Genomic DNA, 25,986 nt, shown 5'->3' with positions numbered 1-25,986 from the left:
GGAAAAAATCTTCGGGAAGTCGCGTAATGAACGGGCGTGGGGCCGCTCTCACCGGTGTGGGCCCGATGAGGGGCCCTTGGTGACGAGGAGAGAAGGACCCATGCACTCCGTGGTGGAACGCGAACTCGAACTCCGGCTGGTGTTGTCGCCGGAGCGGAGCATCCCGGTGCCCGCGCGGCTGACGTACCGGACCGACGACCCCTATGCCGTACACATCACCTTCCACATCGGGTCGGACGCCCCGGTCAAGTGGACCTTCGCCCGGGAGTTGCTGGTGGAGGGGGTGTTCCGGCCGTGCGGGCACGGGGACGTGCGGATCTGGCCGACCAAGGTCGACGGGCGGAACGTGGTGTTGATGGCGCTCAGCTCGCCCGACGGGGACGCCCTGCTGGAGGCGCCGTCGGCGGTGGTGTCGGCGTGGCTGGAGCGGACGTTGCGGGTGGTGCCGCCGGGGTCCGAGGCGGGGAATCTGGATATCGACGACGGGATCGCCGGGCTGCTGGCGCACCACGCGGCCGACGGCGGCTGGGGCGGCGGACCGCAGACGGACGCGGAGGACGGGGATGCGTGACGGGCGCGTCCGCTGTCCGGCGGGCGGGGCGCCGCAGGCGCCCCGCCCCGACCGGACCAGGGGGTCAGGCCGGACCGGTGGTGGTGCCGGGCGGGGTGAGGAACTCCAGCGCGTGGCCGTCCGGGTCGTCGAGGTAGAAGCCCCGGCTGCCGTTGAGGAGGTAGGTGCGGCCCGGCTCCAGGTGCCGGGGGTCGGCCCAGTACGGCAGGCCGCGTTCGACGATCTTGCCGAGGATGGTGTCGAACAGGGCGTCGGGGACCTGGAACGCCAGATGCTGGGAGACGATCTCCCCCTCCACGTCGAGATAGTCGAGGGTGAGGCCGTCCTCCAGGGTGAGGGCCGCGAAGGGGCCGTTCTTCCAGGGCTCCGGGGACTCGATGAGTTCGGCGAGGAAGTTCGCACCCCGGAAGCGGTCGTGGCTCCGGACGATGGTGTGGTCCAGTCGGGCGGACATGGCTGCTCCTACCTCGGGTTCAACGGCTTCGGATGGCGGGCGGTGCTCCGTCGTGGACGTCCCGGCGACCTCTCCACCGTAGGAGCGGCGGCCCCGCCCGGACCATCGGGCCTTCGCCCTAGGGCGGCGGTCCGGGGCACGGGTGCGGAGTACCTACTCCTCCGACTCGCCGTCCTCCGACCGGAGTCGGGCCCGGTAGCGGGTGGGGCTCAGCCCCCGGAGCCGTTTGAACGCGACGCTGAGGGCGAAGGCGTTGGCGTAGCCGACCCGGCGGGCGATCCGTTCCACCGTGTCGTCGGTGCCGAGCAGCAGATCGGCGGCGGTGTCCACGCGCCACGACGCGAGATACGCCATCGGGGGCTCGCCGACCTGTTCGGTGAAGTGGCGGGCGAGGGCCGCGCGGGAGACCCCGGTCCCGGCGGCGAGTCCGGCGACGGTCCAGTGCCGGGCGGGGTGTTCGTGGAGCAGTCGCAGCGCCGGTCCGGCGACGGGGTGTTCCAGGGCCCGGTACCAGGGCGGCGCCCCGGCGCCCGGCCGGTCGAACCAGGCCCGCAGGGCGGCGAGCAGCATCAGGTCCAGCAGCCGGTCGAGCATCGTACGGCGGCCGGGGCGCGGGGTGCCGATCTCGGCGGTGACCAGGTCGAACAGGGGGCGGTCGAAGTCGGCGGCGGGGACGACGAGTACGTCGGGCAGGGCGCGCAGCAGCCGGTCGCTGACGGTGCCCGGGGCGTCGTACGCGCCGCTGAGGAGGACCGTGTCGCTCCGGGCGGGAGCGGAGGCGGTCGTCGGGCCGGGCGGCCCGGTGGTGGCGGGGGGCGTGCGGGGGTCGCGGGGGTCCTCGCACTCGCCGCCGTCCCCGGCCCCGGCCGGGTCCGTACGGCCGGGCGGGCCGACGAGGATCTCCACGCCCTCGCCGCCCGCGCCCGGCGGGCAGTACGCGGCGCCGGTGATCAGGGTGTGCGGGCGGGCCCCCGGGTCGTCGGCGACGGTGTACGCGGCCGGGCCCCGGACCACCGCCACATCGCCCTCGCCGACGGCCACCGGCTCCCCGCTGTCCGGCACGATCCACGCCGTGCCCCGGACCAGCGCCAGCAGGGTCAGCGGCGCGCCCCCGGCCAGCCGGATCGACCAGGGTCCTTCGAGGCAGGCACAGCGGATCAGCGCGCCCCGGGCCCGTACCCCGTCCAGCAGTTCGGCCAGGACGTCCGCGGTGCCCGGCTTCTCCACAGTCTCTGTCCCCATAGGGGCAGGGTAAGACGCTGAGACATGGAACGAAGAGTCTGAGCGATGGATCGTCCAGCCCGGTGGCGGTTGGCTGGGGGCATGGCAGAGCAGACAGCAGAGATGACGCCGGGGGCCCGGCACGTACTGGTCCTCGGCGGTACGGGTACCACCGGGAGCAGGGTCGCCGCCCGGCTCCGCGCCCTCGGGCACACCGTCCGGATCGGCTCCCGGTCCGGCTCCCCCCGGTTCGAGTGGACGGACCGGGCGACCTGGGGTCCGGCGCTGGCCGGGGTCGACGGTGTGTTTGTCGTACCGGTCGACGGCGAGCGGCTGACCCGGCCGTTCCTCGCCCGGGCCGAGGAGGCGGGGGTGACGCGGGCCGTTCTCCTGTCGGGGCGCGGGGTCGACGTACCGGGGTACATGGGGGACGGCAATCCGTCGGGCGTCACCCATATCGACGGGGACGCGGCGATCCGGGAGACCGGTCTGGAGTGGACGGCCGTACGGCCCGCCTGGTTCGCGCAGAACTTCAGTGAGGGGTTCTTCCTGGACGCGGTCCGCTCCGGTGAGCTGCGGCTCTCCGCCGGGGACGGGGCGGTGCCCTTCGTGGACGCGGCGGATATCGCGGATGTGGTGGTGGCCGCGTTGACGGAGGAGGGTCATCAGGGGCGGACGTACGAACTCTCCGGGCCGCGCGCCCTGACCTTCGCGGAGGCGGCGGCGGAGATCTCCGCCGCCTCGGGGCGCGCGGTGCGCTACACGGCCGTGGCTCCGGCGGAGTTCCGGGCCGAGTTGGTCGCCGACGGCTGGCCCGCCGAGGACGCACGGTGGTACGACGACACGCTCTCACCGATCCGGCGGGGGATCGACGCCCATCTCTCGGGCGGCGTACGGGAGGCGCTGGGCCGGGAGCCGCGTGACTTCGCCGCCTTCGTGGCGGACGCGGCGGACTCGGGCGCCTGGGAGCCGGATTCCGGCACCGGCCCGTCCGGGGGATGAGCCGGAAGGGGGAGGGGGCACGTTTCCCCTCCCCCGCGGCAAGGCCCGTACGGTCAGAACAGTTTGCCCGGGTTGAGGATCCCCAGCGGGTCGAACGTCCGCTTGATGCCCTGCTGCAACTCGACACCCACCGGGCCCAGTTCCCGCGCCAGCCACTCCTTCTTAAGGACGCCGACCCCGTGCTCCCCGGTGATCGTGCCGCCCAGTTCGAGCCCGAGGGCCATGATCGCGTCGAAGGACTCCCGGGCGCGCCGGGTCTCGTCCGGGTCGTGGTGGTCGAAGCAGACCACGGGGTGGGTGTTGCCGTCGCCCGCGTGGGCGCAGACGCCGATCGTCAGTCCGTACTTCTCGGCGATCGCCGCCGTGCCCTCCATCATCGCGCCGAGCCGGGACCTCGGTACGCAGACGTCGTCGATCATCGTCGCGGGCTTCAGCGACTCCAGGGCGGGCAGGGCCGACCGCCGGGCCTGGAGGAGGAGTTCGGACTCGGCGGCGGTGTCGGCGGGGACGATCTCGGTCGCCCCGGCGGCGGCGCAGAGTTCGCCGACGGCGGCCAGGTCGGCGGCCGGGTCGGGGGTGTCGAACGCGGCCAGCAGCAGCGCCTCGGTGGTCTCGGGCAGGCCCATGTTGCCCAGGGCGTTGACGGCGCGGATCGTGGTCCGGTCCATCAGCTCCAGCAGGGACGGGGTGTGGCCGGAGGCCATGATCGCGCAGACCGCCTCGCAGGCGGCGGTCGCGCTCGGGAACTCGGCGGCCAGCACCAGCCGCTCCGGGGGCTTCGGCCGGAGCGCCAGGACCGCCTTGACCACGATGCCCAGGGTGCCCTCGGAGCCGACGAAGAGGCGGGTGAGGTCGTATCCGGCCACGCCCTTCGCGGTCCGGCGGCCGGTGGTCAGCAGCCGGCCGTCGGCGAGGACGACGTCGAGGCCGAGGACGTACTCGGCGGTCACCCCGTACTTGACGCAGCACAGCCCGCCGGACGCGGTACCGATGTTTCCGCCGATGGTGCACGATTCCCAGCTGGAGGGGTCGGGCGGATAGGTGAGGCCGTGGGCGGCGACGGCCCGCGCGAGCGCCGCGTTCACCACCCCGGGTTCGACGACGGCGATCCGGTCGACGGGGCTGATCTCCAGGATCCGGTCCATTTTGGTGAGGGAGAGCACGATCCAGCCGTCGGCGGCGTTGGCGGCGCCGGAGAGCCCGGTCCTGGCGCCCTGCGGGACGACGGGGACACGGAGGGCGGTCGCGGTCCGCATCACGTGCTGCACCTGTTCGACGGTGCGCGGCACGACGACGACGGCGGGGGTGCCCGCGTCGCAGAAGCTCGCCATGTCCCGGCCGTAGGCGACGGTGACATCGGGGTCGGTGAGCAGCGCCTCGGGGGGCAGTCCGGCGGCGAGCCGGTCGAGCAGTTCGCCGTACGGCCCGCCGGGCGCCCCGGCGCCGCCCGAGGGGGTCCCGGCCCCGGGGGCGGTACGGGAGCCGGTTCCCGAGGCGGTTCCCGGGGTGGTGTCCGAGGTGGGGACGACGTCGTCGTGATCCATGAATCCAGCCTCGCACCGACGGCCATCGGTGTGAACCCGAGCCGCGCCCCCGGGAAGATCGTCGTACCGGACGGGCCCGCGACGCAGCATGAGCGGTATGAGCACTGTGAGCGGAGCGGACGAACCCGACGGAATCCGTGGATTCGGCGGAACGGGCGATCCGGGCGCGCCGACCGCCCAGGTCACCCCGGCGGACCCGACCGCCCCGGTCACCCCGGTCACCCCGGTCGTCCCGGCCGCGCCGGTCGTCCCGGGCCGCCCAGGGCCGCCCCGCCCCGGCGGCGGCTATGTCTCCTACGGCCCCCACGACCCCGGCGGCCCCGACCGCTTCGACCACTTCGACCGCCGGGGGCTCGGCTCCGTACGGCGCCCGAAAGGCGAGGCCGCGAAGAACGCGGCGGTCGGCGCGCTGGTCGTCGCGACGCTGCTCACCGGTGTGGTGCTGGCGATCCCGGCCGACCCCGCCGGGCCGCCGCCGCTGCCGGGCCCGCTGGCCCGCGCGCAGACGGCGGCGGAAGCGGGCGCACCCGCGACCACCGCCGAGCTGAACGCGCTGATCGCCGACCGCGAGACTTGGCTGCGCGACCATCCGCGCGACGAGGAGTCCTGGGCGGTGCTCGGTTCCGCGTACGTGGAACGGGGCGCGCGGCACGGCGATTGGGCGGCGTACGGGAAGGCCGAGCAGGCGCTGAAACGATCCCTCACCGTTCTGCCGGGCGAACGGGGCAATACGGAGGCCCTGCTCGGACTCGCCCGGCTGGCCAACGCCCGGGGCGACTTCCCGGCCGCCCGGGAGTACGCGGTACTGGCCCGGAAGCAGAAGCCGCGCCGCTGGACCGTGCACCGGGCGCTGGTGGAGGCGTACGGCGGACTCGGCGACAAGAAGAAGGTGGAGAAGTCCCTGGAGTCGGTGCAGAGCCTCTACGAGGGCGCGCAGGCACGCGGCCTCGCGGCCCGGGTCTACCGCGATCTGGGGTGGCGCGAGGACGCGGCGGCCACCGCCCACGACGCGGTGGGCGCGGCGACCGGGACCGCCGAAAAGGCGGCGGCGCTGTGGTGGCTCGGGGAGCTGTCCTGGGAACGCGGCGAGGCCGAAGAGGCCCTGACCGGCTTCGATTCGGCGGTACGGCTGGTGCCCGACCAGCATCAGGCGCTGGCGGGGCGGGCCAGGGCACTGGCGGCGCTGGGCCGGACGGACGACGCGGTACGCGCCTGGACGGCGGTACTGGCGAAGGCGCCGCTGCCGCAGTACGCGCTGGAGTCGGGTGAGCTGTACGAGTCCCTGGGGCGGGACGCGGAGGCGGAGCGGGCGTACGAACAGGTACGCGTCCTGGCGGACCGGGCGGCGGCCCACGGCGCGAACGAGAACCTGGCGCTGGCCCGTTACGAGTCCGACCACGGGGACGCGGGCGACGCGGCGGAGGCCGTCCGGCGGCTGGAGCGGGAATGGGCCCGGGGAGTACGCAGCCCCCGCGCGGCGGACGCGCTGGGCTGGGCCCTGTTCAAGGCGGGCCGGGCAAAAGAGGGCCTGGTTTACGCGGTACGGGCCACAAAAGAGGGCCCGCGCAACGCCACGGCCTCGTACCACCGGGGCGAGATCGAGCGGTCCCTCGGGCTGTACGGCGCGGCCCGCCGCCATATCGGTGAGGCCCTGCGCACCCATCCGGAGTTCTCGCCCCTGCTGGCCCCGGCCGCCCGGTCGGCGCTGACCGCCCTTGGCGACCCCCCGGCGGGCGGGCCCCGGAAGGTGACGGGCCGGGAAGGGCTCGGGACAGGATCGTCGTCGGTACGGCGGCAGGCGTCCGGTACGTCCTCCGGTACGAGCAGCGGCACCGGTACGGGTACGGGTACGGGCGCGTCGGCGGGGGCGGCCCGTACCCGTTGAGCCTCAGGACTCGGGCTCGGCGTAGACGATCAGGTTGTCCACGGTGTGCCCCTGGGCGTCGTACGCGCCGTCGCAGGTGACGAGGCGCAGTTCGGGGCCGTTGGTGGGGCCGTACACGCGCTGCGAGGGGAAGGCGTTCTTCTTCACGGTCTCGACTGCCGTGACCTTGAAGACCCGGGTCGCGCCGCGCGCGTCGCGGATCTTCACCTCGGCGCCCTTGGTGACCTTCCTCAGGTCGAAGAAGACACCGCGCCCGTTACGGGTCTCGTTGTGCCCGATGACGACGGCGGCGCCCTTCTCGCCGGGGATCGCGCCGCCCGTGTACCAGCCCGCCGTCATGCCCTTGTCCGGGGGCGGCACCTCGACGGTCTGGTCGGCGTTCAGGCCGAGCCTCAGCAGGGCGCTGTCGACCCCGATGGCGGGGATGGAGACCCGGACGGGTTCGGCGACGGAGGCGTCGGACGTATTGGAGGTTCTGGGCCCGGTGGGTGAACCGGCGGGCGCGGGCCGCGTATCGGACCCGGTCGGGGCGGACACCGTAGGGGACGGCGGATCGGACGAGCAGCCCGTCAGGACCAGGGCGCAGACCACGCCGACGGCGAGCCGGACGAGCGCGCGCGGACGGCGCATCGGATGACCTCCTGGAGGGTTCGGTGGTACGGCACGGGAGCCCGCGGCGGCACCGCCCGGGACGTCTCCCGGACGGCACCGCCGCAGGTGGGTACGAGTGGTACCGGTCAGCGCGCGTCGCCGTGCGCGGCGCGGCGGCGCAGGACGACGGTGCCCGCGACGGCCAGGCCGAGCGCGCCGATCGCGGAGCCCGCGATCAGCATGGTGGAGTCCGAGCCGCCCTGTCCGGCGGGCCGCTCACCGGCGGCGACACCGCCGCGCGGTACGACGGCGGTGCCCTCGCGGAGCACGCCCGCGGCACGCTTGCGCTCGACGTCCGTCGGCGTGAGGCAGATCCGCTTGACCTCGCCCGCCTTGGCGGGCTGGGGGGTGCAGTCCTTCTCAGCGGCGGCCTTGGCGGCGGCCTCCTTGCTCAGCTCCACCTTGACCGGGGTGGTGGGCGACGGCTTCGCGTCGGCCACGGCGGCCGTACCACCGGCGAGCAGCGCGCCCAGGGCGGCGGCGGTGACGGCGACGGCCCGCAGGGCGCGGCGCGGGGAATGTGCGGTCATACGAAGCTCCGTTTCGGGGTGGGGATCGGGTACGGCCCCAGGCTCGCCAACGGGTATGAAGAACTTGTCAGAGTCCGGTCGCGCGGCTGTCAGCGCGTTACCCCTCCGGGGAGACCCTCAGCTCCGGGCCGCGCCCGGCCGCTTGATGTTGTTCCCCGCCTGCGGACCGGCCGTGGCTGGTCGCGCAGTTCCTCCCCCTATGCCTTCGGCGATGGGGGGACCCCCAGCGCCTCGGCCCTCCGGCTGAGGCCAACTACCCGGGTCTCGCCCGGCGGCTTGCTGTTGTCGGCGGTCCGCGGCCCGCCCGTGGCTGGTCGCGCAGTTCCCCGCGCCCCTGGTTGCCCCTCTTGCCGCCCTCCTGAAGTGACGGGCCCCCTTCCAGGGGCGGTGCTGGGGAGAGCATTTAGGGGCGCGGGGAACTGCGCGACACGCCACGGCCGGTCCGCAGGCGGCGAACAACGCTCGGCTGCCGGGCGAGATCCGGGTAGTTCGGGCGGTGCCCCCAGGGCCGAAGTCTCAGGGGGCGGAACTGCGCGACAAGCCACAGGCGGGCCGGGCTACAAGGGGGCCCGGGCCGGACCGGGGCGGGTCGGGAGGTGGAGGGTGAAGACCGAGCCCTCCCCGACCGTGCTGCGCGCCGAGACCGAACCACCGTGCGCCTCCGTCAGTTTGCGGACGATCGCCAGGCCGAGCCCGCTGCCGCCGGTTCGCCGGTTGCGGGATTTGTCGGCGCGCCAGAAGCGGTCGAAGACGTACGGCAGATCGTCGGCGGGGATGCCGCCGCCGGTGTCGGCGATCTCGATGATCAGCGCGTCCGGCCCGGCCGGGGCGGCTCGCAGGGTGACCGTGCCGCCGCGCGGGGTGTGGCGTACAGCGTTGGAGACCAGGTTGCCCACGGCCTGCCGCAGCCGGACCGGGTCCGCGGTGAGTTCGGGGCCCGGGTCGGGGCAGGTCACGGTCAGCCGGACGCCCGCCGGTTCGGCCCGGGGCGCGTGCGCGGCGGCGACTTGGGCGAGCAGTTCCCCGATCCGTACCGGCGCCGGGTCGAGCCGCAGTTCACCGGCGTCCGCCTGGGCCAGGTCCTGGAGGTCGTCGATGATGTGCTGGAGTTGGACGGCCTCTTCGAGGAGGGACGAGACGAACGCCGGGTCGAGGTCGGCGACTCCGTCCTGGGCGCCCTCCAGCCAGCCCCGGATCGTACTGAGCGGGGTCCGCAGCTCATGGGCGACGTCGCCGACCATCTCGCGGCGCTGGTGTTCCAGCCGGGCGCGGTGGGCGGCCATGTCGTTGAAGGCGGTGGCCAGCCGGCCGATCTCGTTGTCGGCGCGTACTGGGACGGGTACGGGCTCCGCGCTCTCGCCGCCGTCCTTCATCAGCTGGGCGGCGGAGGTGAGGGCCCGCAGGGGGCGGACGAGCCGGGTCGCGGCCAGGACGGACGCGCCGACGGTGAGGGCGAGGACGAGGGCGGCGACGCCCGCGATCCGGGCGGTGTTCTCCGGGGAGAGGTCGAAGCCGGGGACGGTGGCGCCGCCGTCGTGGTCGCCGATGTAGAGGTGGGCGGGGGCGGAGACGTAGGAGCCGAGCTGGTCGCGGCGGGCGGTGTCGACGCAGTTCTCGACGACGCTGTCCACCTTGTGCGGGGTGCGGAGGACGATCCGGCCCAGCTCCACCCGGGCCTTCTCCTCGGAGGGCGTGAGGAACACCTCGCGGTCCCCCTTCCGGAGCCGGGCTTCGGCGGCTCGCGCCTCGGCGGCGGCCTTCTTACGGGCCTCGGGGTCGAAGACCGGCGACGGCTCCGGTTTCTCGGGGCCGCCGCCGACGACGATCCGGGGCTCGCCCTGTGACGCGTGCTCGACGGCGAGGGGGATGTTGTTCCGCCCGTTGCGGCTGAGACAGGCGTCGGAGAGCTTGTTCAGCTCGGTGAGCGCCTTCCGTTCGGTGGGGGTGGGCCGGTTCAGTTCGGTGAAGTCGCAGGGGGTACGGCCGTCGTCCTCGGTACGGAGACCGGTCGCCAGCTCGGTGGTCCTGACGTAGGAGCGCCCGGCGGGGGTGGTGCCGCGTTCGGCGGTGACGGAGTACTCGCGCAGACAGTTCACGATCCGGTCGGCGGCGGCCCGGGAGTGGGCGCGTTCGTCGGCCGTCAGCCGGAAGGGGCCGACGGCGCGCGGGTCGATACCGCCCCGGGTGCCGTCGGCGGGGATGGGGCTGCGGCTGCCGGAGTTCTCGCCGGCCCGGTTCGCGGCCTGGACGAGGGCGATATCGGTGTTGAGGGGGTTGATGACGGCGGCGGGGACCTCGGGGAGCGCGGGCGGCGGCCGTTCGGTCGCGGAGTCGGCGATCACGAGCCCGGTCCGGGGATTGACCAGCGCGATCCGCCGGTCGTACGTCTCGGACAGCTCGGTGATCTGGCGTTCGACGCCGTCCCACTGGGCGTTGGTGGCGGCGTGGCCGAGGAGATCGCGGTAGATCCGGGCGTCGTCGGCCAGGTTGCGGCCCTGTTCGCGTTTGATGGCGCCCGATGTGGTCTGGGCGGCGAGCCAGGCGGTGGCGGCAACGGAGCAGACGGCGACGAGGGCGGAGACAGCGAGCAGCCGCCCCAGCAGGCTCTTGCGCAACGGCAGTCGGCGCGTGTCGCGTACGGGCCGGGCGCGGCCGGGATCGCGTACGGGCCGGTCGCCGCCGGGGCCCTCCCCCGCTGCTCCCGCTTCCCCCGCCGTACGCGCCGCACGCGCCTTACGAGGCACGGTCGCCGTGTCCCGCGACGGCCACCGGGGCGACGAGCTTGTAGCCGACGCCGAAGACGGTCAGCAGCCGTTGCGGCCGCTTCGGTTCGGACTCGACCTTCTTCCGCAGATTCATAATATGAACGTCCACGGTCCGGTCGCCGATGTACCTGGTGTAGCCGTGGAGTTCCTGGAGCAGCCGCTGCCGGGTGAAGACCCGCCCCGGTTCCGCCGCCATCGCGGCCAGGATCCGGAACTCGCCGGGAGTGCACTCGATCCCGCCGCCGTCCACGGTCACCTCGTGCCGCTCGGGGTCCACGACCAGCGCGCCGACGGTGAGCAGCCCCTCGTCGGCGGGCGGGGCCGTACCGCCGCCCGGTCCCCCGGCCCGGGCCCCGGTGCGCCGCAGCAGGGTGCGGACCCGGGCCATCAGCTCACGGGGGCTGTAGGGCTTGGTCATATAGTCGTCGGCGCCGAGGTCGAGTCCGAGCAGCAGATCGTCCTCGGTGGAGCGGGCCGTGAGCATCAGTACGGGGAGTTCGTAGGCCTCCGCCCGCAGGATCCGCAGCACGTCGAGACCGTCGATCCTGGGCATCATCACATCGAGGACCAGCAGATCGGGCGCCCGGTGCCGGACGGCCTCCACGGCCGCGCGCCCGTCGGTCACGAGGGTGACGGTGTGGCCTTCCCGCAGGAGGTAGCGGCGGACCAGCTCGGCCTGCTTCTCGTCGTCCTCGGCGATCATCACATATGCGCACACCCGTCGATCGTATGCAGAGGCGGGGTGCGAACACGGGTGCGGTACGCGGCCGATGGCCCGTACCGCACCCGTTCCCCCCTCCCGCCGCGCGTTTCGCCGCCCGCGCGGCGGGTGGCCGTCAGAGGTTGCCGCGCTTGGCCTGCTCGCGCTCGATGGCCTCGAAGAGCGCCTTGAAATTGCCCTTTCCGAAGCCCATCGAGCCATGGCGCTCGATCATCTCGAAGAAGACCGTCGGCCGGTCCTGGACCGGCTTGGTGAAGATCTGGAGCAGATAGCCGTCCTCGTCCCGGTCGACCAGGATCTTCAGCTCGCGCAGGGTCTCGACCGGTACCCGGGTCTCCCCGGCCCACTCGCCGAGGGTGTCGTAGTACGAGTCGGGGGTGTCGAGGAACTGCACCCCGGCGGCGCGCATGGTCCGTACGGTGGCGACGATGTCGTTGGTGGCGAGGGCGATGTGCTGGACCCCTGCGCCGCCGTAGAACTCCAGATACTCGTCGATCTGGGACTTCTTCTTGGCAATCGCGGGCTCGTTGATGGGGAACTTGACCTTCAACGTGCCGTCGGCGACGACCTTCGACATCAGGGCGGAGTACTCGGTGGCGATGTCGTCGCCCACGAACTCCTTCATATTGGTGAAGCCCATGACCTTGTTGTAGAAGCCGACCCATTCGTTCATCCGGCCGAGTTCCACATTGCCGACGCAGTGGTCGACGGCCTGGAAGGTCCGGCGGGCCGGGGGCTCGACGATCGGCGCGGCGGCCGTGAAGCCGGGCAGGTACGGGCCGTCGTAGCCGGACCGCTGGACGAGGGTGTGCCGGGTGTTGCCGTAGGTGGCGATGGCGGCGAGGACGACGGTGCCGTGCTCGTCCTTCACCTCGTACGGCTCGGTGAGGCCGGTGGCGCCGTGCTCGGTGGCGTAGGCGTACGCGGCCCGGGCGTCCGGGACCTCGATGGCGAGGTCCACCACGCCGTCGCCGTGGGCGGCGACATGGTCGGCGAGGAAGGCACCCCACTCGGTGGACTGCTTGATGACGGAGATGAAGACGAAGCGGGCGGAACCGTTCTCCAGGACGTAACTGGCGGTCTCGCGGCTGCCGTTCTCCGGTCCGGAGTAGGCGACCAGCTTCATGCCGAAGGCGGTGGAGTAGTAGTGCGCGGCCTGCTTGGCGTTGCCTACGGCGAAGACGACCGCGTCCATTCCCTTCACCGGGAAGGGGTCGGCCTCGCGCGCGGTGGTGGGGTGGTGATCGATGGTCTCAGTCATAGTCGCAGACTCCTCCCGTTCCACAAGGTGCGCAATAGTTCGTCATTCCTCTGGGCAATCTGCCTACCCGGGGTCCACCATGAGGGCACTTTCTGTACAGGATGACCATCGGGGAGACCTCATGGCGATCGATCATCTGGACGGCCGGCTCATCGTGCTGCTGGCCCGGGAGCCGAGGATCGGGGTGCTGGAGGCGTCCCGCAGGCTCGGGGTGGCGCGCGGCACGGTCCAGGCGCGGCTCGACCGCCTCCGGTCGAGCGGGGTGATCCGCGGCTTCGGCCCGGACGTGGACCCGGCGGCGCTCGGCTATCCGGTGTCGGCCTTCGCGACGCTGGAGATCAAACAGGGCCAGGGCCAGGACGTCCGGGCCCATCTGGCGTCCGTACCGGAGGTGCTGGAGCTGCATACGACGACGGGCGAGGGCGACATGCTCTGCCGGCTGGTGGCGCGGTCGAACGCGGATCTCCAGCGGGTGATCGACCGGGTGGTGGGGTTCGCGGGGATCGTCCGGGCGTCGACGGCGATCGTGATGGAGAACCCGGTCCCGCTGCGGTTCATCCCGCTGGTGGAGCAGGCGGCGGGGGACGGGGTGGGGTGACGGGCTCCCCGGGCGAGGAGCAGTTGCAAAGAACCCGTTGCATAGGAGTGCTTGCAAAGCTATCTTTGCAAGCATGTCGTCCGATGCGCGGTCCGCGTACGAATCCGGGTCCGAGTCCGAGCCCTCGGCCACCACCCCCGCCGCTCCCGGCGCGGAGACACCCGGCTCCGGCTCCCCGGCCGGTGCTTCCGACGCCCCGGTCACCGGTGCCGAGTCCCCCGCCCGGGACTATCGCCCGCTGGACCCCCGGTCGCTGCGCGGACTGGCCCATCCCCTGCGGATCCGGCTGCTCGCGAGCCTGCGCCACGACGGCCCGGCGACCGCGTCCCGGCTGGCCGAGCGGCTGGGCGAGTCCAGCGGTGCGACCAGCTACCACCTGCGGCAGCTCGCCGCGCACGGCTTCGTCACCGACGACCCGGCCCGGGGCAAGGGCCGGGAGCGCTGGTGGCAGGCGGCGACGACGGGTACCTCCATCGACCAGTCCCTCTTCACCGACCCCGACCCGGCGGTCCGGGGCGCGGCGGACCTCTTCATCCACGAGATCGGCCGGCTGCACGGCGAGGAGGTCGCGACCTGGCTCGGTACGGCGCACGAGTGGCCCGCGGCCTGGCGGCGGGCGTCCGACCTCAGCGACTTCACCCTGCGGCTGACCCCGGAACGGGCCCGGGAACTCCGCGACCGGGTGCATGAACTGATCGAGAGCTACCACGATCCGGCGGCGGAGCCGGTGCCCGGCGAGGAGCCCGTACGGATGCATCTGCATCTGCTCCCCCGCGCGGCCCCCGGCCCCGACCGCGACACCGACCGCGACCCGGCATCCGCGCCCCCATCCGCATCCGGATCCGCATCCGCGCCGACGCCCGCGCCCCGCGAGGAGAAATGATGAGCGACCTCAACCCCGAGATCCGGCTCCGTCTGCACGCCGAACGCGCCGAACGGCTCCGCCGCAGCGCCGACGCCGCGCACCTGGCCGCCCGGGTCCGGGCGGCCGGACCGCCGCCTCCGGCCCTGCGGGTCCGGGCGGGCTGGGCGCTGGTCCATCTCGGTCTCCAGCTGATCCGCCCGGAGGACGAACCGCGGGAGTGCCCGGCACGAACCGCGAGGGCCGCGCGGACGACGGGGACAAAGGGGGCGACGGCGACGAGCGCGGCCCGTAGTACGCGCCGTACCCAGCCGAGGGCGGCCTGCCCCGAGCGGACGGCGGGCGGCCGGGTCAGCAGGCGGGAACCCGCTCCCCCTTCGCCAGAGCGCGCAGGGCGTCGACCGCGCCCTTGAGGCTGGCCACGGGGACGAGCCGCAGCCCCTCGGGCCGTTCGGCGACGGCGTCGGAGCACTCGTCCTCGGGCACGAGGAAGACGGTGGCGCCGTCCCGCTTCGCGGCCTGCGTCTTCAGCGACACCCCGCCGACCGGGCCGACCTTCCCGTCGGGGTCGATGGTCCCCGTTCCGGCGATCGTACGGCCGCCGGTGAGATCGCCCCCGGCGCCGTCGCCGTCCAGCTTGTCCACGATCCCGAGGGAGAACAGCAGCCCGGCGCTGGGCCCGCCGATGTCCTCCAGTTCGAGGGAGACCTTCACCTTGGCGGGGTCTTCGCCGAGATAGCCGAGCGCGGCCTCGGCGGCGTCGTTCTGCGACTCCTCCATGGCCTTCTGGTTGATCTTCTCGATCTGCTTGTCGGACTTCCCGGAGGGATAGACCGCCTCCTTGGGCAATACGGTCCGGTCGGTCCTGAACCAGCTGTCGACGAGATCGCCGACGCCGATGTCGGTGGAGGGCCCGGTCGCCAGGATGGTCGTCATCCGCAGCTCGCCCGAGGTCTTGCGGACCGGGGCGCCCTCGATGGAGATCACCGGCTCGCCGTTGCGCTCACCGAGTACGTCGGCGGTCGTCCCGGGCTGTGCGACCACGAACGGCAGCGGGGCAAACGCGGCGGTGACGAGCAGCGCGACGACGGGTACGGCGCTGAGGGCGACGGCGCGGGTCCGGGTGCGGACGAGGCTGGAGATCACCCCGCCAATCTATCCGGGCGGGAAGGTGTCCCGTACCGCTCCCGTCGCCGGGACGGGTACGGACGGCGGCGGTACGGATACCGGCGTACGTCGGGCTCCGCCCGAGGTCGCGCGCCCCTCCCCCGTGCGGCGGAGGGGACGGCCAGAGGTCCGGCCCGGGAGCTGATCTCCGGGCGGCCGGAACGGACCAGGATTCCTGTCATGGCCCTGAAGCTGATCCACACGCCCCCGCCCACCGACGACACCGAGCACCCGGTGCCCCGCTGGGCGGTCCGCCTGGCGTACGCCCTGCCGCTGCTCCTGCTGCCGTCGTGTCTGTGGCGGCTGCCGTTCGCCGCGCACTTCGCGATGGGCCAGATCCAGGCGCTGGACCATCCGCCGTACTGGGTGAGCGTGCCGTACGTCCTGACGCTCAGCCTGCTCACCGAGGTGATCGCGGTGCTGACGATCGGGCTGGTCAGGGGCTGGGGCGAGACGGCGCCCGGCTGGATCCCGGTGATCGGCGGCAGACCGGTCCGGCCGCTGGCGGCGACGGTCCCGGCGGTCGTCGGCGGCGCGATCCTGACCGTACTGTTCACCAGTGTCCCGGTCGGCGACAACCGCAGGCTCACGTTCTTCGGCGTGGTCGACGGCGTCGACTACACCAACGCGGCGTGGGACGCGCTCGCGACGATCTGCACCGCTCCCCTCGCCCTGTGGGGACCGATCACCATCGCGCTGGGAATCGCGTACTACCGCCGCCGGACGACTCCGACCGGCTGACGGCGGTACGCGTCCCCGCCCTCGGGTCACCGCAGGGCGTCGGCGACTTCCCGCGCGGCGTCCACGACCCGGGGCCCGACGCGCTCCGGAATGGTCTCCGCGAGCAACACCACCCCCACGCTCCCCTCTATCCCCGTCACCCCCACGAGCGGTGCGGCGGCCCCGCTCGCACCGGCCTCCAACTCGCCGTGCGTGAGGGTATAGCCGGGCCCGTCACCGGGCCCCTGCCGGGCGGCGAGAATCGCCTTCCCGGCGGCCCCCCGGTCCAGCGGATGCCGGAACCCGGCCCGGTAGGCGACGTGATAGTCGGTCCAGGTCGGTTCGACCACGGCTACGGCCAGGGCCTCGGCGCCGTCGACGAGGGTGAGATGCGCGGTCGCCCCGATGTCCTCGGCGAGCGCCCGCAAGGCGGGCATGGCGGCCTCCCGTACCAACGGGTGCACCTGCCGCCCCAGCCGCAACACCCCGAGCCCGACCCGGGCCCGCCCGCCGAGATCACGGCGGACCAGGGCATGCTGCTCCAGGGTGGCGAGCAACCGGTACACAACGGTGCGATTAACACCGAGCCGGGCGGACAGTTCGGTGACGGTCAGCCCGTGATCGGTATCGGCGAGCAGTTTGAGGACACGCAGTCCCCGGTCGAGCGTCTGGGAGGTCTCCGCGGTCACGAGGCCCTCTCCTTCGGAGTGAGTGACGGCGAGAACCCCCCGGCTGACGCGACACCGTCCCGCCGGCGACGCACCGAAAGGCCCGCCGGCAGGCCATGGCACACCGGATGGGCTCCGTGGCTCCACTGCCACGGGGCGCATGATTTGGTGACGCGGACAGTAGCGAGCGGGTCCGCTGAGCGGAAGACCTCGTCCAGAATCCGGTCCCGGGAGGCCGTTCACCGCCCGGTAACGAATCATTTGCCGCTTCCTCGCAGGGGCGTCGCGGTGTGTTCACCCACGGCGCGCTCCGTGGAAGCCGAGCACGGAGGGCCGAACCCGTGGAACGCTGAACCCGTGGCACGGACCGAGTACTACGACGACCCGAACGCCCCCGAGCCCAACAGCATGGTGGTGGCGGCCTCCGCCGTCGTCACGGACGACCGGGGCCGGATCCTCCTCCAGCGGCGCCGGGACAACGACCTGTGGGCGCTGCCGGGCGGGGGGATGGATCTCGGCGACTCGCTGCCGGGGGCGGCGGTCCGCGAGGTCGAGGAGGAGACCGGGCTGAAGGTCGAGATCACCGGCCTCGTCGGCACCTACACCGACCCGCGCCACATCATCGCGTACGCCGACGGGGAGATACGCCGACAGTTCAATGTGTGCTTCCGGGCCCGGGTCGTCGGCGGATCGCTCGCCATCTCCGACGAGAGCACGGAACTCCGCTTCGTCCACCCCGACGAGTTGGACGCGCTGCCCATGCACCACACCCAGCGGCTACGGCTGACGCACTTCCTGGCACACCGCCCGGCCCCCTACCTGGGCTGACCGCGACCGCCCCCGCCGCCGCCGTTCAAAAAAGCCTGCTCCGCGCCGACCCGGGCCCGGCCGCCGCCCGCCCGCCGCGCGCCCGCCGGACCGACGACCGAACCGGCTGCGACTCGTCCCCGTCGTCGCCCCCTCGATCCGCCGCGCGCGCCGCCGCCAGCGCCATCCGCCGGAACACCTCCGGGGGGATGCCCGACGTCTCGATGACCGACTCGGCACGCTTCTCGCACTCCCGCGCGCCGCAGTGAACGGGACTCGCCGCCAGATCCGGCAGGGACGGATAGCTCAGCGACTCCGGCGGCAGATACTCCGCCCCGCACCCCACGCACCCGAACCATGTCCGCATCAGCCACTCCTACTCATGGATGTGGATCTTCCCGGCCCCGGCACAGCCACTGCACGCCCCGGTCCACCGGTGGGTGACGGGGTTCTGATGCCCGTTCTCGTCCAGATCTATCGTGTGCAGCTCATGCTCCGTCAGCCCACTGCCACCACACGCCGTACACACCCGCTCACTCACGGCCCCAGCATGCCGGACTCCCCGGTTCCGGCACCACCCCGCCTCACTGCCGAGCCCGGGCGCCCTACGGGCCGTCAGGGCCGCGAGACCCGCAGGACATTCGCCGGGTCGTCGAACCAGGTCGCCGTAGCCGTCTCGGTCACGGTCAGCCCGAAACGTGTCGGCCCGGGACGACCCCATGCCGTCCAACGCCCGTACGCGGCGGTCAACTCGTCCCAGAGGCGGCGGGGGCCGGATTGGTAGACCGTGGACTCCGGGGAATCGTCGTGAAGCACCGTCGCCGCCCACGACTGGTCCGTCAGGCCGTACAGCCATGCGCTGAGGGCGGTGCCGCGGCGATCGGTCAGAAGAGTGCAGCCGTCGAGCAGCAGACCGGCCACGGCCGCGAACGGATGCCTCAACCGGTCGGCCAGCCCGAGTTCCGTGGCCGTGAGACCGGTGGTCGATGTGACGGCGTCACCGGGGAATCCGGCCGGGAGATACGCCGCCTGGTCGATCCGGTGCCGCTGGGAGCGGATCTTCATGAACTCCACCGTGCCGGTGAACGTCCCCGAAGCGCCTCGGCCGTCGGCGGCCACTGCCAAGTCCGCCACGCAGTCGACATTGCTGAAGCGCGTTCCCCAGGGGGCGACGACGCGCCCGCCGGGCCGGGTCTGCCGCACCCAGGCGTAGGGCAGCCGCCGTACGCCCGCCGTAACGATGACACGGTCGTACGGCGCCCCGGCGGGATGGCCGAGCAGCCCGTCCCCGGTGACCACCTCGACCGGGAAGCCGAACGCGGCGAGCCGGGCCCGGGCGGCATCGGCGACGGCAGGATCGATCTCCACGGAGACCACGTTCGCGGCACCCAGTCGATGGGAGAGGAGGGCGGCGTTCCACCCCGTACCCGTACCGATCTCCAGGACGCGGCCATCGGGCCGGACGGCCAAGTCGCGGAGCATACGGGCGACGACGCTCGGCATCGACGCCGACGAGGTGGACAGCCTCCCGGGGCCGGGGCCCGTATGAGCGCCGTCGTCCCATTGCGTGACCACGGGAACATCGGCGTCCGCGTACGTATGCCAAGCCTCGGGGGCGTCTCGCCGCGAGACCCGGACACTCGTGCCCGTATCCATGTCGAAAGGCCAGATCTCGTCCGGCAGAAACGCGGATCGCGGCACGGCTTCGAACGACGGGACCCAATCCGATGTGAGCGCGCCGGAGTCGAGGAGCCTACGGAACAGGTCAGTCCGCGCGGCTCCGGATGGGCGGGAGTCCGTCACTTCCGGTGCTTACCGTCCCCTTCGGGCGTACTGCCGTCGGGGCTCGGCGGTTCCTGTGGCGGCGTCCACGGCTGACCCGGCAGATTGTCACCACCACCGTCGCTCTCGCCTTCGCCGCCGCTCTCGCCGCGCGTGACCGGCTGAACCATCACAACCTCCAGGACGTGAGGTGCGGACGCACACGAAGAACGTAGGGCAGCCCGAGGGGCCGCCAGAAGCCCGGAAATGAGACCTTTCGTGGAATCCCTCGCGTGGGTGACGCCCTGTTCGGCCACGCCGCGCGAAGCGATAACGACCGGTGGGCTCAAGGCTGATGCTCTGACGCTGTGTGGTTCTCCGCCGAGTATCGTCAACGTTCGAAGCTCGCGGTCGACAGCGCCAAATCACACCGAGGACGGGTGCAATCCTTGCCCCCATTCGCCACTTATGCCGGAGTCGACACTAGTGATGAAAAACAGCCCTCCCGCCTGAGAAACCCGCAGGTGGGGAAGGTGCTCCCCGCGCGTGCGGGGTTGATCCCCTCCCCCGCAACTACGCCCACTTGGGCACATGGTGCTCCCCGCGCGTGCGGGGTTGATCCCGCGTCCTCGCTCGGGAAGGCGTTGAACCGCCGGTGCTCCCCGCGCGTGCGGGGTTGATCCCGTGCGCCAGCTCCGGGCGAAAGGCGCCGGAGTGTGCTCCCCGCGCGTGCGGGGTTGTTCCTCCGAGCGATATCGAGGACTACGTCGTCTTCCTGTGCTCCCCGCGCTTGCGGGGTTGGTCCCTGGCCGGTCCCGGCGATCTGTACCTGCCGAGTGTGCTCCCCGCGCGTGCGGGGTTGGCCCCTCGGCGTCGAACGACTCGGCGATACCGGGCCGGTGCTCCCCGCGCCTGCGGGGATAGTCCCCAGCCGTGCCCTTGGGACTTCACAGGCTCAAAGCTGCCGCCGTGGGTCGAAGATCATTGCTGGCTGTAGGCGGTGAGGAACAAACCCCAGGCCCGGGCGGAAATGTTCAAGGGGCGCCGGGACCGGCTCTTGGAGTCGCGGACCTGGACTCCTTCGCCAATGACGAGCGCGGCTCTGACCTCCACGCAAGCGTCCTCGAAATCGCCGCTGTACGTGCTCTTCCGCCATGTGCTCGGTGACAGTGTCATGGAGACCTCCCGAGTAGGAAGATGCGGCAGCTCGCTCACCGCCCTCATCGAAGTTTAGGAGGCTCCTGCGGTGTCGTCGTCCTGATCGGCCTCGTGGAGCAGTTCGATGACGCGTTCCTCGTACCGGACGCGGGCCGGGGAGAATTCGTACGGCATCTTGCCGATGGCCTCCATCAGGCTCATCCCCGCTTTCCCTTCCGCCTCCGACTCCCCCTCGGCGCCGACGCGTTCGTCCTCCTGGTCGAAGAGGTCGTCAAGGGCCTCGTCCAGGCCCGATGCGGCGATCGCAGCGAGCAGGGCCGTCTCATGAGCGCATCGCCGGGCGGCCAAATCCTCGATGCGGGGGTCGTCGAGGGGCATCGTGTCGTCCAGGGCCGTCTCCGCCTCGGCCAGGCGGTCTTCCTCCGCCCTGAGGTCGGGGTGGGTGGCCAGGGCGATGAACCGGTCGGATTGGGCGGCGGCTCCCAGGGGGCCCAGGACGCGTTCCGTGACCAGCAGGGCGTCGAGATCGGCCGGGCGCAGGGATCCCGGCGGCAGGTCGCGCAGGCGATCCCCGACCAGGGGGGAGAGCAGGCCCAGGGGGCTGCCCACCTCGCGGAGGCGGCGGACGGCGGCCCGCTGGGCTTCGACGGCCGCCGCCTTGGCGGTGAGGGTCTCCTCCAGCAGGGACAGGGACTGGTCGATGTCGGTGGTGCCCTCGAAGCCGGTCCGGATGTCGTCCAGGGCGATACCCGCGTCGGCCATTTTGCGGATCCACAGCAGGCGGATCATGTCGTCGTGCCCGTAGCGGCGGCGGTCGTCGCCGCCGCGTTCCGGTTCGGGGAGGAGCCCGATGGCGTGGTAGTGGCGGATGGCGCGGGGCGTCGTACCGGCGAACGCGGCGGCATCGCCGATCTTGACCCGGCGGGGGATGGCGGGCAGGGGCATGCGGGAAACCTCTCCATGACGTGCTCGCCGCCTACTGGACCATATGCCGCTACGTCAGGTGCAAACCCCGGTGGCGAACCGGCAGGTCGGCCCGGTGGCCACCCGGGGAGAGCCGTGCCTCTTGAGACGATCGCGCCAACTCTCCATGATTCCGCGCCGTACTCCCCCGTACCGCTGGCGGTGAAAGTCCCGGCGGGTCGAACATCGCGGCGCGCCCTCCCGTAATCCCCTCTGCGGGCTCCCCCGCCCGCATACGGAATCAGGGCATTCCCGTCAGGAGACCCCCCATGGACATCGGCTCCATTTCCCCCTCCCCCGACCGGGTCGACGCCGTCGTCGTCGGTGCCGGGGCCGCCGGGATCTACCAGCTCCACCGGCTGCGCGAGCAGGGCCTGCGCACCCGGGTGTTCGAGGCCGGTGACGATATCGGCGGTACCTGGTTCTGGAACCGCTATCCGGGTGCGCGGTGCGATATCGAGAGCCTGTCGTATTCGTACTCCTTCTCCCCCGAACTGGACCAGGAGTGGGTGTGGAGCGAGAAGTACGCCACGCAGCCGGAGATCCTGCGCTATCTCCACCATGTCGCCGACCGGTTCGGGCTGCGGAGGGACATCACCCTGCGGACCCGGGTGACGCGGGCGGTGTACGACGAGGAGAGCCGCCACTGGGAGGTGTTCACGGACACCGGGGAGCGGGTGATCGCCCGGTTCGTGGTGATGGCGGCGGGCTGCTCGTCGACGCCCAAGGATCCGGGGGTTCCGGGCGCGGCGTCGTTCGCGGGCGATACGTACCACACCGCGCGCTGGCCGCGTGAGGACGTCGACTTCGCGGGGCGGCGGGTCGCCGTGATCGGCACGGGGTCGTCCGGGGTACAGCTCATTCCGGAGATCGCCGGGCGGGCCGCCGAACTGACGGTCTTCCAGCGCACGGCCGCTTTCACCCTGCCTGCCCGGAACCGGCCGATCGGGGCGGCGGAGCTGGCGGAGCACAAGGCCCGCTATCCGTGGTTCCGGGCGGAGCAGCGGCGCTCGAAGGGCGGCAGTGTGGTGGAGCTGCCGACGCTTTCGGCGCTTGAGGTGAGTGCGGCGGAGCGTACGGCGGCGTACGAGTCGGCCTGGCAGGCAGGGGTGCTGAGCGCGATGCTCCGCTCGTACACCGATCTGCTGGTCGACGAGCGGGCCAACGAGACGGCGGCGGAGTTCATCCGGGCCAAGATCCGGGCGGCCGTGGCCGATCCGGAGACGGCGGAGCGGCTGAGTCCGCGCGGCTTCGCGTTCGGCACCAAGCGGCCTTGTCTGGACACCGACTACTACGCCACGTTCAACGAGCCGCATGTACGGCTGGTCGATCTGAGCCGGACGCCGATCGAGGAGATCACGGCGAAGGGGGTACGGACCTCGGAACGGGAGTGGCCGGCCGACGCGATCGTCTTCGCCACCGGGTTCGACTCGTTCACCGGGTCGCTGACGGCCGTCGACATCGTCGGCAAGGGCGGGGCGCGGCTGAAGGACCGGTGGGCGGCGGGTCCACGGAGCTATCTGGGGCTGATGTCGGCGGGGTTCCCCAATCTGTTCACCGTGACGGGGCCGCTGAGTCCGTCGGTGCTGACGAACATGATGGTCTCGATCGAGCAGCACGTGGAGTGGATCACCGACTGCGTCGGATACCTGCGCGAGCACGGGGTGGCGGAGATCGACACGACGCCCGAGGCGGAGGAGGAGTGGGGCGCGCATGTCGCCGAGCTGGCGGCGGGGACGCTCTATCCGACGGCCGCGTCCTGGTACACGGGGGCGAATGTGCCGGGGAAGGCGCGGGTCTTCATGGCGTACGTGGGCGGGCTGGACCGCTATCGCGCGAAGTGCGCGGCGGTGGCGGAGGCGGGTTACGAGGGCTTCGTGCTCTCGGGCCGGACCGGCGGGGCGGCCAGTGAGTCGCGCGTCGCCGGGTCCGGGGCCGTACGCCCCTGAACCGTAGGCCCCGGTCGGCGGCGGGCCCATCGCCGACCGGGGGTACGCCTCCCCTCGCGCGGCACGCGATACGCATCCCGCCCCGCCCCGTCACGTCGGCCGCGTCACCCCAGCGACTTCTCCACGGCTTCGAAGATGTCCGCGTCGGTCTCCTGCTGCCACTTCGGCAGGTCGGGCCAGTCCGCCACGTACCCGGGCTTCGGGTCCTCGAAGTTCTTGAACATCTGGGCGGTCCAGCAGACGGCGACGAAGCGGCCCTTCTGTGAACGGGAGAGGCGGGCGGCGTGCCCGTCACTGATCTCGACGAACTGCCGGACCTGTTCGTAGACGGCACGCGCCGCCTGCCGCTCCCACTCGGGGGTGTCGTCCCAGGGGGTGACGTACCCGGGCTTGGGCTCGCCCGGGAAGTGCCGCCGTACGCCCGCGATCCACGCCTCGCGGAACAGGCGTGCGCCTTCTGTCTGTGACATGTCGCTCCTTGTCATCACGGAGAGCCCAACGCGGCGATCTCCGCCCTTAACTCCGCCAAACGGTGGTCATCGGCCAACGGTCCGAACTCGTCGCACAGGTTCCGAAGTCTACGGATGACATAGCCGGAGGACGAAGATCGGGCCAGTTCAAGTGCTTCCCGGCCGTGCAGGACAATTTGCTCCGGATCGCGGCGTCTCGCTCCGATGACGGCGAGGTCCGTCAAGGCCGCGCCCTTGCGTCGACAGGATGGTCCGGAGGCCAGTGCGGCCTGTTCCAACGCCCCCTTGAGGGTCTTCTCCGCCAGATCGAGACGTCCTAGTTGGACGTAGCGGGCGCCTCGTTCCTCAATCAATCGATCGCCGTCGAACCGAAGCCACCCGCCGTTGGCAGAATCGCCCGTCAGGTACCGGATCTCGTCCGCCTTGTCCAACGCACGCTGGCAGGAGCCAAAGTCACCAACCCCCGCATACGCTTCCGCCTGCGCCGCAGCTACCCAATGCCGGGTCGCGAGCCCGCTGTCCCCTCGGACGGCCAGTCTTGCAGCCGCTTCGAGCATCTGTACTGCCTGAGGGAAACGACGCTCCGAAATATCGATGTACGCATGCCGCACGAGAGCACATGCCCAGAGGTCGTAAGCCTGTGCGTCCTTACTCACCGCAGCCGCGAGAGCATACGAAGCGCTGGCGTCGGCGTACCTATTGGCGTCGAAGGCTACTTCGCCAGCTAGTTGGAAGAGATCCGCTGCGGCACGAAGCAGCGAGCGGGCGCTGCCGCCGTGGCCGGACAGAGCCTCGTTGAGACTCGCCATTTGATCCCGAACGATCGGGTAGACGGAACTTTTCGAACGGGCCAGCTGGTAGACCTGCCAGAGGTGGCTATTCATACGGGCGAAGTCACTCGCCCCCTCATAGCGAACTTCCTCGGCCAGCGCCTCTGCCTCGTCGGGCGGCAGAGAGGTCAGCGCACCGCTTACAGTCAGTATGCGGAGAAACTCGCGGCGGATCATATCGTCATGGTCTCCCACCTTCAGAGGTTCGGTGGCTCGATACTCGGTGGATTCCGAGTTCGTGTCCTGCGGCGCCCCCAAGAGGGAGTCAAGCTCGTGGAAACCAAGTTCTAGGGCAGCAGCCAGGCTTCGGCGCTGGGGCGGCTGAGGGCTGAACCTGCCGTTCTCCCACCTTCCGATCGTTGTGCGATCCACACCGAGCAGCTGAGCCAGTTTCTCCTGACTGTAGCCCAGCATCCTGCGTCGCTCCGCCAGTCCCATGCACCCATCCTTCCCCACGACTTGGGGCCTTCGAGGGGTGTGCTCCTAAGTGCATCAAGACTGCCGCATCAACGCTGTGGAGATGCGCAACTCCACTCGGTTTCCTAGTGCTGGCGCAGAGAACTCAGCTGCAGCTGCACGAAGGGACACATGCATGCCTGCGCAGAACACCGGCCGACGTCAGCGAGACCTGGGCACCGGAACAGAACCCTCCGACAACGGATCTCGGGTCCTGATGACGATCCGGGTCTCTTATGACTCGGGACGTACCTGGAGTCCGGTCACGGTCGTACGCGGCAACAACGCGTCAAGAGAGCTTTCGCCAGATCCGCTGCGGTTTCCGCCGTGTACATGCTTGCGTTGCGGTCGTCTGGACAGCAACCCCAAAGCGAGACCGCCATCGTGAGCCATTTGCACTACAAGCCCTATGTGCGGCGATGCCGGCTTGATCTCGCATGTGGCCTCAGGGCACCGACACCCCCTGGCGAAGATGTCAGCCCTTCCTCCCGGGTTGATCGTGAGACCAACAACCGAGCCCTGGAGTTCAGGCAAGGGCAGGACAACCACCTCACCATCTGCTCTCCGTAGACAAGAACCGAGCGACAACAGAGACGCCCCGGGGGATCGCCTAGGAACGATCCCCCGGGGCTGGACCGAGCAGCTTTCCGAAGGAGCTGATCAGCCGTATGCGTGACTCTATCGTCCGTCCGTTCGCCCGAGTGGTGCGCGGGACACCGTGGCAGAGGGGGTGCCTGCGGTGACTCTGGAGAGTCTGCTCGCCGAGCCCCGCCCCCTCGCCGAGACCCACTTGTGCAGGGTCTGCGCGCGGGAGACCGCCGCGCCCGTCGAGGTGCGACCGGGTCTGACCACCTGCCCCGAGCACATCCTCGACGTCTACGAGAACCGGGCGGTGGCCCGATGAACGGGACCGAACTGCCCTCATTCCGGGGGCGCGTCGTCCCCTGGATCACCCCCTGGTCCGACGCGCCG

27 protein-coding genes and 1 CRISPR repeat array are annotated in these 25,986 nt (G+C 71.6%); of the genes, 9 read left to right on the top strand and 18 right to left on the bottom strand.

The features are described 5' to 3' along the window. Positions 1-100: 100 nt before the first annotated feature. Complete coding sequence (locus AB0G74_RS15460; protein WP_361145692.1) at positions 101-571, top strand: SsgA family sporulation/cell division regulator; 471 nt, start codon at positions 101-103, stop codon at positions 569-571. A 64-nt stretch (positions 572-635) separates the two neighbouring features. Here the strand turns inward: AB0G74_RS15460 and AB0G74_RS15455 are convergent, their stop codons facing one another. Then, positions 636-1,025, bottom strand: a complete 390-nt coding sequence (locus tag AB0G74_RS15455) for a VOC family protein (RefSeq protein ID WP_361145689.1) — start codon at positions 1,023-1,025, stop codon at positions 636-638. A 153-nt stretch (positions 1,026-1,178) separates the two neighbouring features. Further along, positions 1,179-2,267, bottom strand: coding sequence for an AraC family transcriptional regulator (locus AB0G74_RS15450; RefSeq protein WP_361145686.1), 1,089 nt, complete (start codon positions 2,265-2,267; stop codon positions 1,179-1,181). A gap of 81 nt (positions 2,268-2,348) precedes the next feature. Here AB0G74_RS15450 and AB0G74_RS15445 point away from each other — a divergent pair, with 81 nt between their 5' ends. Beyond that, positions 2,349-3,248 carry an NAD(P)H-binding protein gene (locus AB0G74_RS15445; RefSeq protein ID WP_361145683.1) on the top strand — a complete coding sequence of 300 codons (900 nt, stop codon included), beginning with the start codon at positions 2,349-2,351 and terminating at the stop codon, positions 3,246-3,248. A gap of 53 nt (positions 3,249-3,301) precedes the next feature. Here the strand turns inward: AB0G74_RS15445 and AB0G74_RS15440 are convergent, their stop codons facing one another. Beyond that, positions 3,302-4,792 (bottom strand): FAD-linked oxidase C-terminal domain-containing protein, encoded by a 1,491-nt coding sequence (locus tag AB0G74_RS15440; protein ID WP_361145680.1) that lies wholly within the window; start codon positions 4,790-4,792, stop codon positions 3,302-3,304. Positions 4,793-4,889: 97 nt separating this feature from the next. Between AB0G74_RS15440 and AB0G74_RS15435 the strand changes: the two genes are divergently transcribed. Beyond that, entirely contained in the window at positions 4,890-6,677 is a 1,788-nt protein-coding gene (locus AB0G74_RS15435; protein WP_361145677.1) for a tetratricopeptide repeat protein, read from the top strand. A gap of 3 nt (positions 6,678-6,680) precedes the next feature. Here AB0G74_RS15435 and AB0G74_RS15430 read toward each other — a convergent pair whose 3' ends face one another. From AB0G74_RS15430 to hppD, 5 genes are all read right to left on the bottom strand, one after another. After that, entirely contained in the window at positions 6,681-7,307 is a 627-nt protein-coding gene (locus AB0G74_RS15430) for a class F sortase (RefSeq protein WP_361145674.1), read from the bottom strand. A gap of 107 nt (positions 7,308-7,414) precedes the next feature. Next, the gene (locus AB0G74_RS15425) at positions 7,415-7,858 is read right to left on the bottom strand and encodes a hypothetical protein (protein WP_361145673.1); all 444 of its coding nucleotides are present in this window, start codon (positions 7,856-7,858) and stop codon (positions 7,415-7,417) included. A gap of 557 nt (positions 7,859-8,415) precedes the next feature. After that, the gene (locus AB0G74_RS15420) at positions 8,416-10,479 is read right to left on the bottom strand and encodes a HAMP domain-containing sensor histidine kinase (protein ID WP_361145869.1); all 2,064 of its coding nucleotides are present in this window, start codon (positions 10,477-10,479) and stop codon (positions 8,416-8,418) included. A 112-nt stretch (positions 10,480-10,591) separates the two neighbouring features. Next, positions 10,592-11,326, bottom strand: a complete 735-nt coding sequence (locus tag AB0G74_RS15415; protein ID WP_361145866.1) for a response regulator transcription factor — start codon at positions 11,324-11,326, stop codon at positions 10,592-10,594. Between the two features lie 133 nt (positions 11,327-11,459). Then, positions 11,460-12,605 carry a 4-hydroxyphenylpyruvate dioxygenase gene (hppD, locus tag AB0G74_RS15410; RefSeq protein ID WP_361145670.1) on the bottom strand — a complete coding sequence of 382 codons (1,146 nt, stop codon included), beginning with the start codon at positions 12,603-12,605 and terminating at the stop codon, positions 11,460-11,462. A 121-nt stretch (positions 12,606-12,726) separates the two neighbouring features. Between hppD and AB0G74_RS15405 the strand changes: the two genes are divergently transcribed. After that, positions 12,727-13,203 carry an Lrp/AsnC family transcriptional regulator gene (locus AB0G74_RS15405; RefSeq protein WP_361145667.1) on the top strand — a complete coding sequence of 159 codons (477 nt, stop codon included), beginning with the start codon at positions 12,727-12,729 and terminating at the stop codon, positions 13,201-13,203. Positions 13,204-13,276: 73 nt separating this feature from the next. Then, positions 13,277-14,086 carry a winged helix-turn-helix domain-containing protein gene (locus AB0G74_RS15400; protein WP_361145664.1) on the top strand — a complete coding sequence of 270 codons (810 nt, stop codon included), beginning with the start codon at positions 13,277-13,279 and terminating at the stop codon, positions 14,084-14,086. A 330-nt stretch (positions 14,087-14,416) separates the two neighbouring features. Here AB0G74_RS15400 and AB0G74_RS15395 read toward each other — a convergent pair whose 3' ends face one another. After that, complete coding sequence (locus AB0G74_RS15395) at positions 14,417-15,211, bottom strand: S16 family serine protease (protein ID WP_361145661.1); 795 nt, start codon at positions 15,209-15,211, stop codon at positions 14,417-14,419. 201 nt (positions 15,212-15,412) lie between these two features. Here AB0G74_RS15395 and AB0G74_RS15390 point away from each other — a divergent pair, with 201 nt between their 5' ends. Next, positions 15,413-15,973 (top strand): hypothetical protein, encoded by a 561-nt coding sequence (locus tag AB0G74_RS15390; protein WP_361145658.1) that lies wholly within the window; start codon positions 15,413-15,415, stop codon positions 15,971-15,973. A 26-nt stretch (positions 15,974-15,999) separates the two neighbouring features. Here AB0G74_RS15390 and AB0G74_RS15385 read toward each other — a convergent pair whose 3' ends face one another. Next, positions 16,000-16,641, bottom strand: coding sequence for a helix-turn-helix domain-containing protein (locus AB0G74_RS15385; RefSeq protein WP_358824051.1), 642 nt, complete (start codon positions 16,639-16,641; stop codon positions 16,000-16,002). Positions 16,642-16,977: 336 nt separating this feature from the next. Here AB0G74_RS15385 and AB0G74_RS15380 point away from each other — a divergent pair, with 336 nt between their 5' ends. Beyond that, positions 16,978-17,448, top strand: a complete 471-nt coding sequence (locus tag AB0G74_RS15380) for an NUDIX domain-containing protein (protein WP_361145655.1) — start codon at positions 16,978-16,980, stop codon at positions 17,446-17,448. 25 nt (positions 17,449-17,473) lie between these two features. Here AB0G74_RS15380 and AB0G74_RS15375 read toward each other — a convergent pair whose 3' ends face one another. The 6 genes from AB0G74_RS15375 to AB0G74_RS15350 form a co-directional block, all read right to left on the bottom strand. Further along, positions 17,474-17,794, bottom strand: coding sequence for a hypothetical protein (locus AB0G74_RS15375; RefSeq protein ID WP_361145653.1), 321 nt, complete (start codon positions 17,792-17,794; stop codon positions 17,474-17,476). 9 nt (positions 17,795-17,803) lie between these two features. Next, complete coding sequence (locus tag AB0G74_RS15370) at positions 17,804-17,968, bottom strand: hypothetical protein (RefSeq protein ID WP_361145650.1); 165 nt, start codon at positions 17,966-17,968, stop codon at positions 17,804-17,806. Between the two features lie 74 nt (positions 17,969-18,042). Further along, positions 18,043-19,083 (bottom strand): methyltransferase domain-containing protein, encoded by a 1,041-nt coding sequence (locus AB0G74_RS15365; protein WP_361145647.1) that lies wholly within the window; start codon positions 19,081-19,083, stop codon positions 18,043-18,045. A gap of 143 nt (positions 19,084-19,226) precedes the next feature. Continuing rightward, complete coding sequence (locus tag AB0G74_RS15360; protein ID WP_361145644.1) at positions 19,227-19,379, bottom strand: hypothetical protein; 153 nt, start codon at positions 19,377-19,379, stop codon at positions 19,227-19,229. A gap of 341 nt (positions 19,380-19,720) precedes the next feature. Further along, a CRISPR array of direct repeats spans positions 19,721-20,111; the repeat unit is 24 nt; unit sequence GTGCTCCCCGCGCGTGCGGGGTTG. Between the two features lie 58 nt (positions 20,112-20,169). Continuing rightward, positions 20,170-20,364, bottom strand: a complete 195-nt coding sequence (locus tag AB0G74_RS15355) for a DUF397 domain-containing protein (RefSeq protein WP_361145863.1) — start codon at positions 20,362-20,364, stop codon at positions 20,170-20,172. A gap of 54 nt (positions 20,365-20,418) precedes the next feature. Continuing rightward, the gene (locus tag AB0G74_RS15350) at positions 20,419-21,291 is read right to left on the bottom strand and encodes a MerR family transcriptional regulator (protein ID WP_361145641.1); all 873 of its coding nucleotides are present in this window, start codon (positions 21,289-21,291) and stop codon (positions 20,419-20,421) included. A gap of 287 nt (positions 21,292-21,578) precedes the next feature. Between AB0G74_RS15350 and AB0G74_RS15345 the strand changes: the two genes are divergently transcribed. Next, positions 21,579-23,258, top strand: a complete 1,680-nt coding sequence (locus AB0G74_RS15345) for an NAD(P)/FAD-dependent oxidoreductase (RefSeq protein WP_361145638.1) — start codon at positions 21,579-21,581, stop codon at positions 23,256-23,258. Between the two features lie 104 nt (positions 23,259-23,362). Here AB0G74_RS15345 and AB0G74_RS15340 read toward each other — a convergent pair whose 3' ends face one another. Together AB0G74_RS15340 and AB0G74_RS15335 are read right to left on the bottom strand one after the other, a co-directional pair. Then, positions 23,363-23,728, bottom strand: a complete 366-nt coding sequence (locus AB0G74_RS15340) for a hypothetical protein (protein ID WP_361145635.1) — start codon at positions 23,726-23,728, stop codon at positions 23,363-23,365. Between the two features lie 14 nt (positions 23,729-23,742). Then, positions 23,743-24,996: a helix-turn-helix domain-containing protein gene (locus tag AB0G74_RS15335; protein ID WP_361145632.1), complete on the bottom strand. Its 1,254-nt coding sequence runs from the start codon at positions 24,994-24,996 to the stop codon at positions 23,743-23,745. A 757-nt stretch (positions 24,997-25,753) separates the two neighbouring features. Here AB0G74_RS15335 and AB0G74_RS15330 point away from each other — a divergent pair. Beyond that, positions 25,754-25,918, top strand: coding sequence for a hypothetical protein (locus AB0G74_RS15330; RefSeq protein WP_361145629.1), 165 nt, complete (start codon positions 25,754-25,756; stop codon positions 25,916-25,918). The last annotated feature ends 68 nt before the right edge of the window (positions 25,919-25,986 follow it).

The organism is Streptomyces sp. NPDC020875, assembly GCF_040641415.1.
In the GTDB taxonomy this organism is placed as follows: domain Bacteria; phylum Actinomycetota; class Actinomycetes; order Streptomycetales; family Streptomycetaceae; genus Streptomyces.
This window is presented reverse-complemented; position numbering and strand designations above follow the sequence as displayed.

Bases quoted from the DNA above. Each gene is read 5' to 3' on its own strand.
- AB0G74_RS15460 (WP_361145692.1), top strand. From the start codon at position 101: ATGCACTCCGTGGTGGAACGCGAACTCGAACTCCGGCTGGTGTTGTCG.
- AB0G74_RS15455 (WP_361145689.1), bottom strand. From the start codon at position 1,025: ATGTCCGCCCGACTGGACCACACCATCGTCCGGAGCCACGACCGCTTC.
- AB0G74_RS15450 (WP_361145686.1), bottom strand. From the start codon at position 2,267: ATGGGGACAGAGACTGTGGAGAAGCCGGGCACCGCGGACGTCCTGGCC.
- AB0G74_RS15445 (WP_361145683.1), top strand. From the start codon at position 2,349: ATGGCAGAGCAGACAGCAGAGATGACGCCGGGGGCCCGGCACGTACTG.
- AB0G74_RS15440 (WP_361145680.1), bottom strand. From the start codon at position 4,792: ATGGATCACGACGACGTCGTCCCCACCTCGGACACCACCCCGGGAACC.
- AB0G74_RS15435 (WP_361145677.1), top strand. From the start codon at position 4,890: ATGAGCACTGTGAGCGGAGCGGACGAACCCGACGGAATCCGTGGATTC.
- AB0G74_RS15430 (WP_361145674.1), bottom strand. From the start codon at position 7,307: ATGCGCCGTCCGCGCGCGCTCGTCCGGCTCGCCGTCGGCGTGGTCTGC.
- AB0G74_RS15425 (WP_361145673.1), bottom strand. From the start codon at position 7,858: ATGACCGCACATTCCCCGCGCCGCGCCCTGCGGGCCGTCGCCGTCACC.
- AB0G74_RS15415 (WP_361145866.1), bottom strand. From the start codon at position 11,326: ATGATCGCCGAGGACGACGAGAAGCAGGCCGAGCTGGTCCGCCGCTAC.
- hppD (WP_361145670.1), bottom strand. From the start codon at position 12,605: ATGACTGAGACCATCGATCACCACCCCACCACCGCGCGCGAGGCCGAC.
- AB0G74_RS15405 (WP_361145667.1), top strand. From the start codon at position 12,727: ATGGCGATCGATCATCTGGACGGCCGGCTCATCGTGCTGCTGGCCCGG.
- AB0G74_RS15400 (WP_361145664.1), top strand. From the start codon at position 13,277: ATGTCGTCCGATGCGCGGTCCGCGTACGAATCCGGGTCCGAGTCCGAG.
- AB0G74_RS15390 (WP_361145658.1), top strand. From the start codon at position 15,413: ATGGCCCTGAAGCTGATCCACACGCCCCCGCCCACCGACGACACCGAG.
- AB0G74_RS15375 (WP_361145653.1), bottom strand. From the start codon at position 17,794: ATGCGGACATGGTTCGGGTGCGTGGGGTGCGGGGCGGAGTATCTGCCG.
- AB0G74_RS15365 (WP_361145647.1), bottom strand. From the start codon at position 19,083: ATGGATACGGGCACGAGTGTCCGGGTCTCGCGGCGAGACGCCCCCGAG.
- AB0G74_RS15360 (WP_361145644.1), bottom strand. From the start codon at position 19,379: ATGGTTCAGCCGGTCACGCGCGGCGAGAGCGGCGGCGAAGGCGAGAGC.
- AB0G74_RS15355 (WP_361145863.1), bottom strand. From the start codon at position 20,364: ATGACACTGTCACCGAGCACATGGCGGAAGAGCACGTACAGCGGCGAT.
- AB0G74_RS15350 (WP_361145641.1), bottom strand. From the start codon at position 21,291: ATGCCCCTGCCCGCCATCCCCCGCCGGGTCAAGATCGGCGATGCCGCC.
- AB0G74_RS15345 (WP_361145638.1), top strand. From the start codon at position 21,579: ATGGACATCGGCTCCATTTCCCCCTCCCCCGACCGGGTCGACGCCGTC.
- AB0G74_RS15340 (WP_361145635.1), bottom strand. From the start codon at position 23,728: ATGTCACAGACAGAAGGCGCACGCCTGTTCCGCGAGGCGTGGATCGCG.
- AB0G74_RS15335 (WP_361145632.1), bottom strand. From the start codon at position 24,996: ATGGGACTGGCGGAGCGACGCAGGATGCTGGGCTACAGTCAGGAGAAA.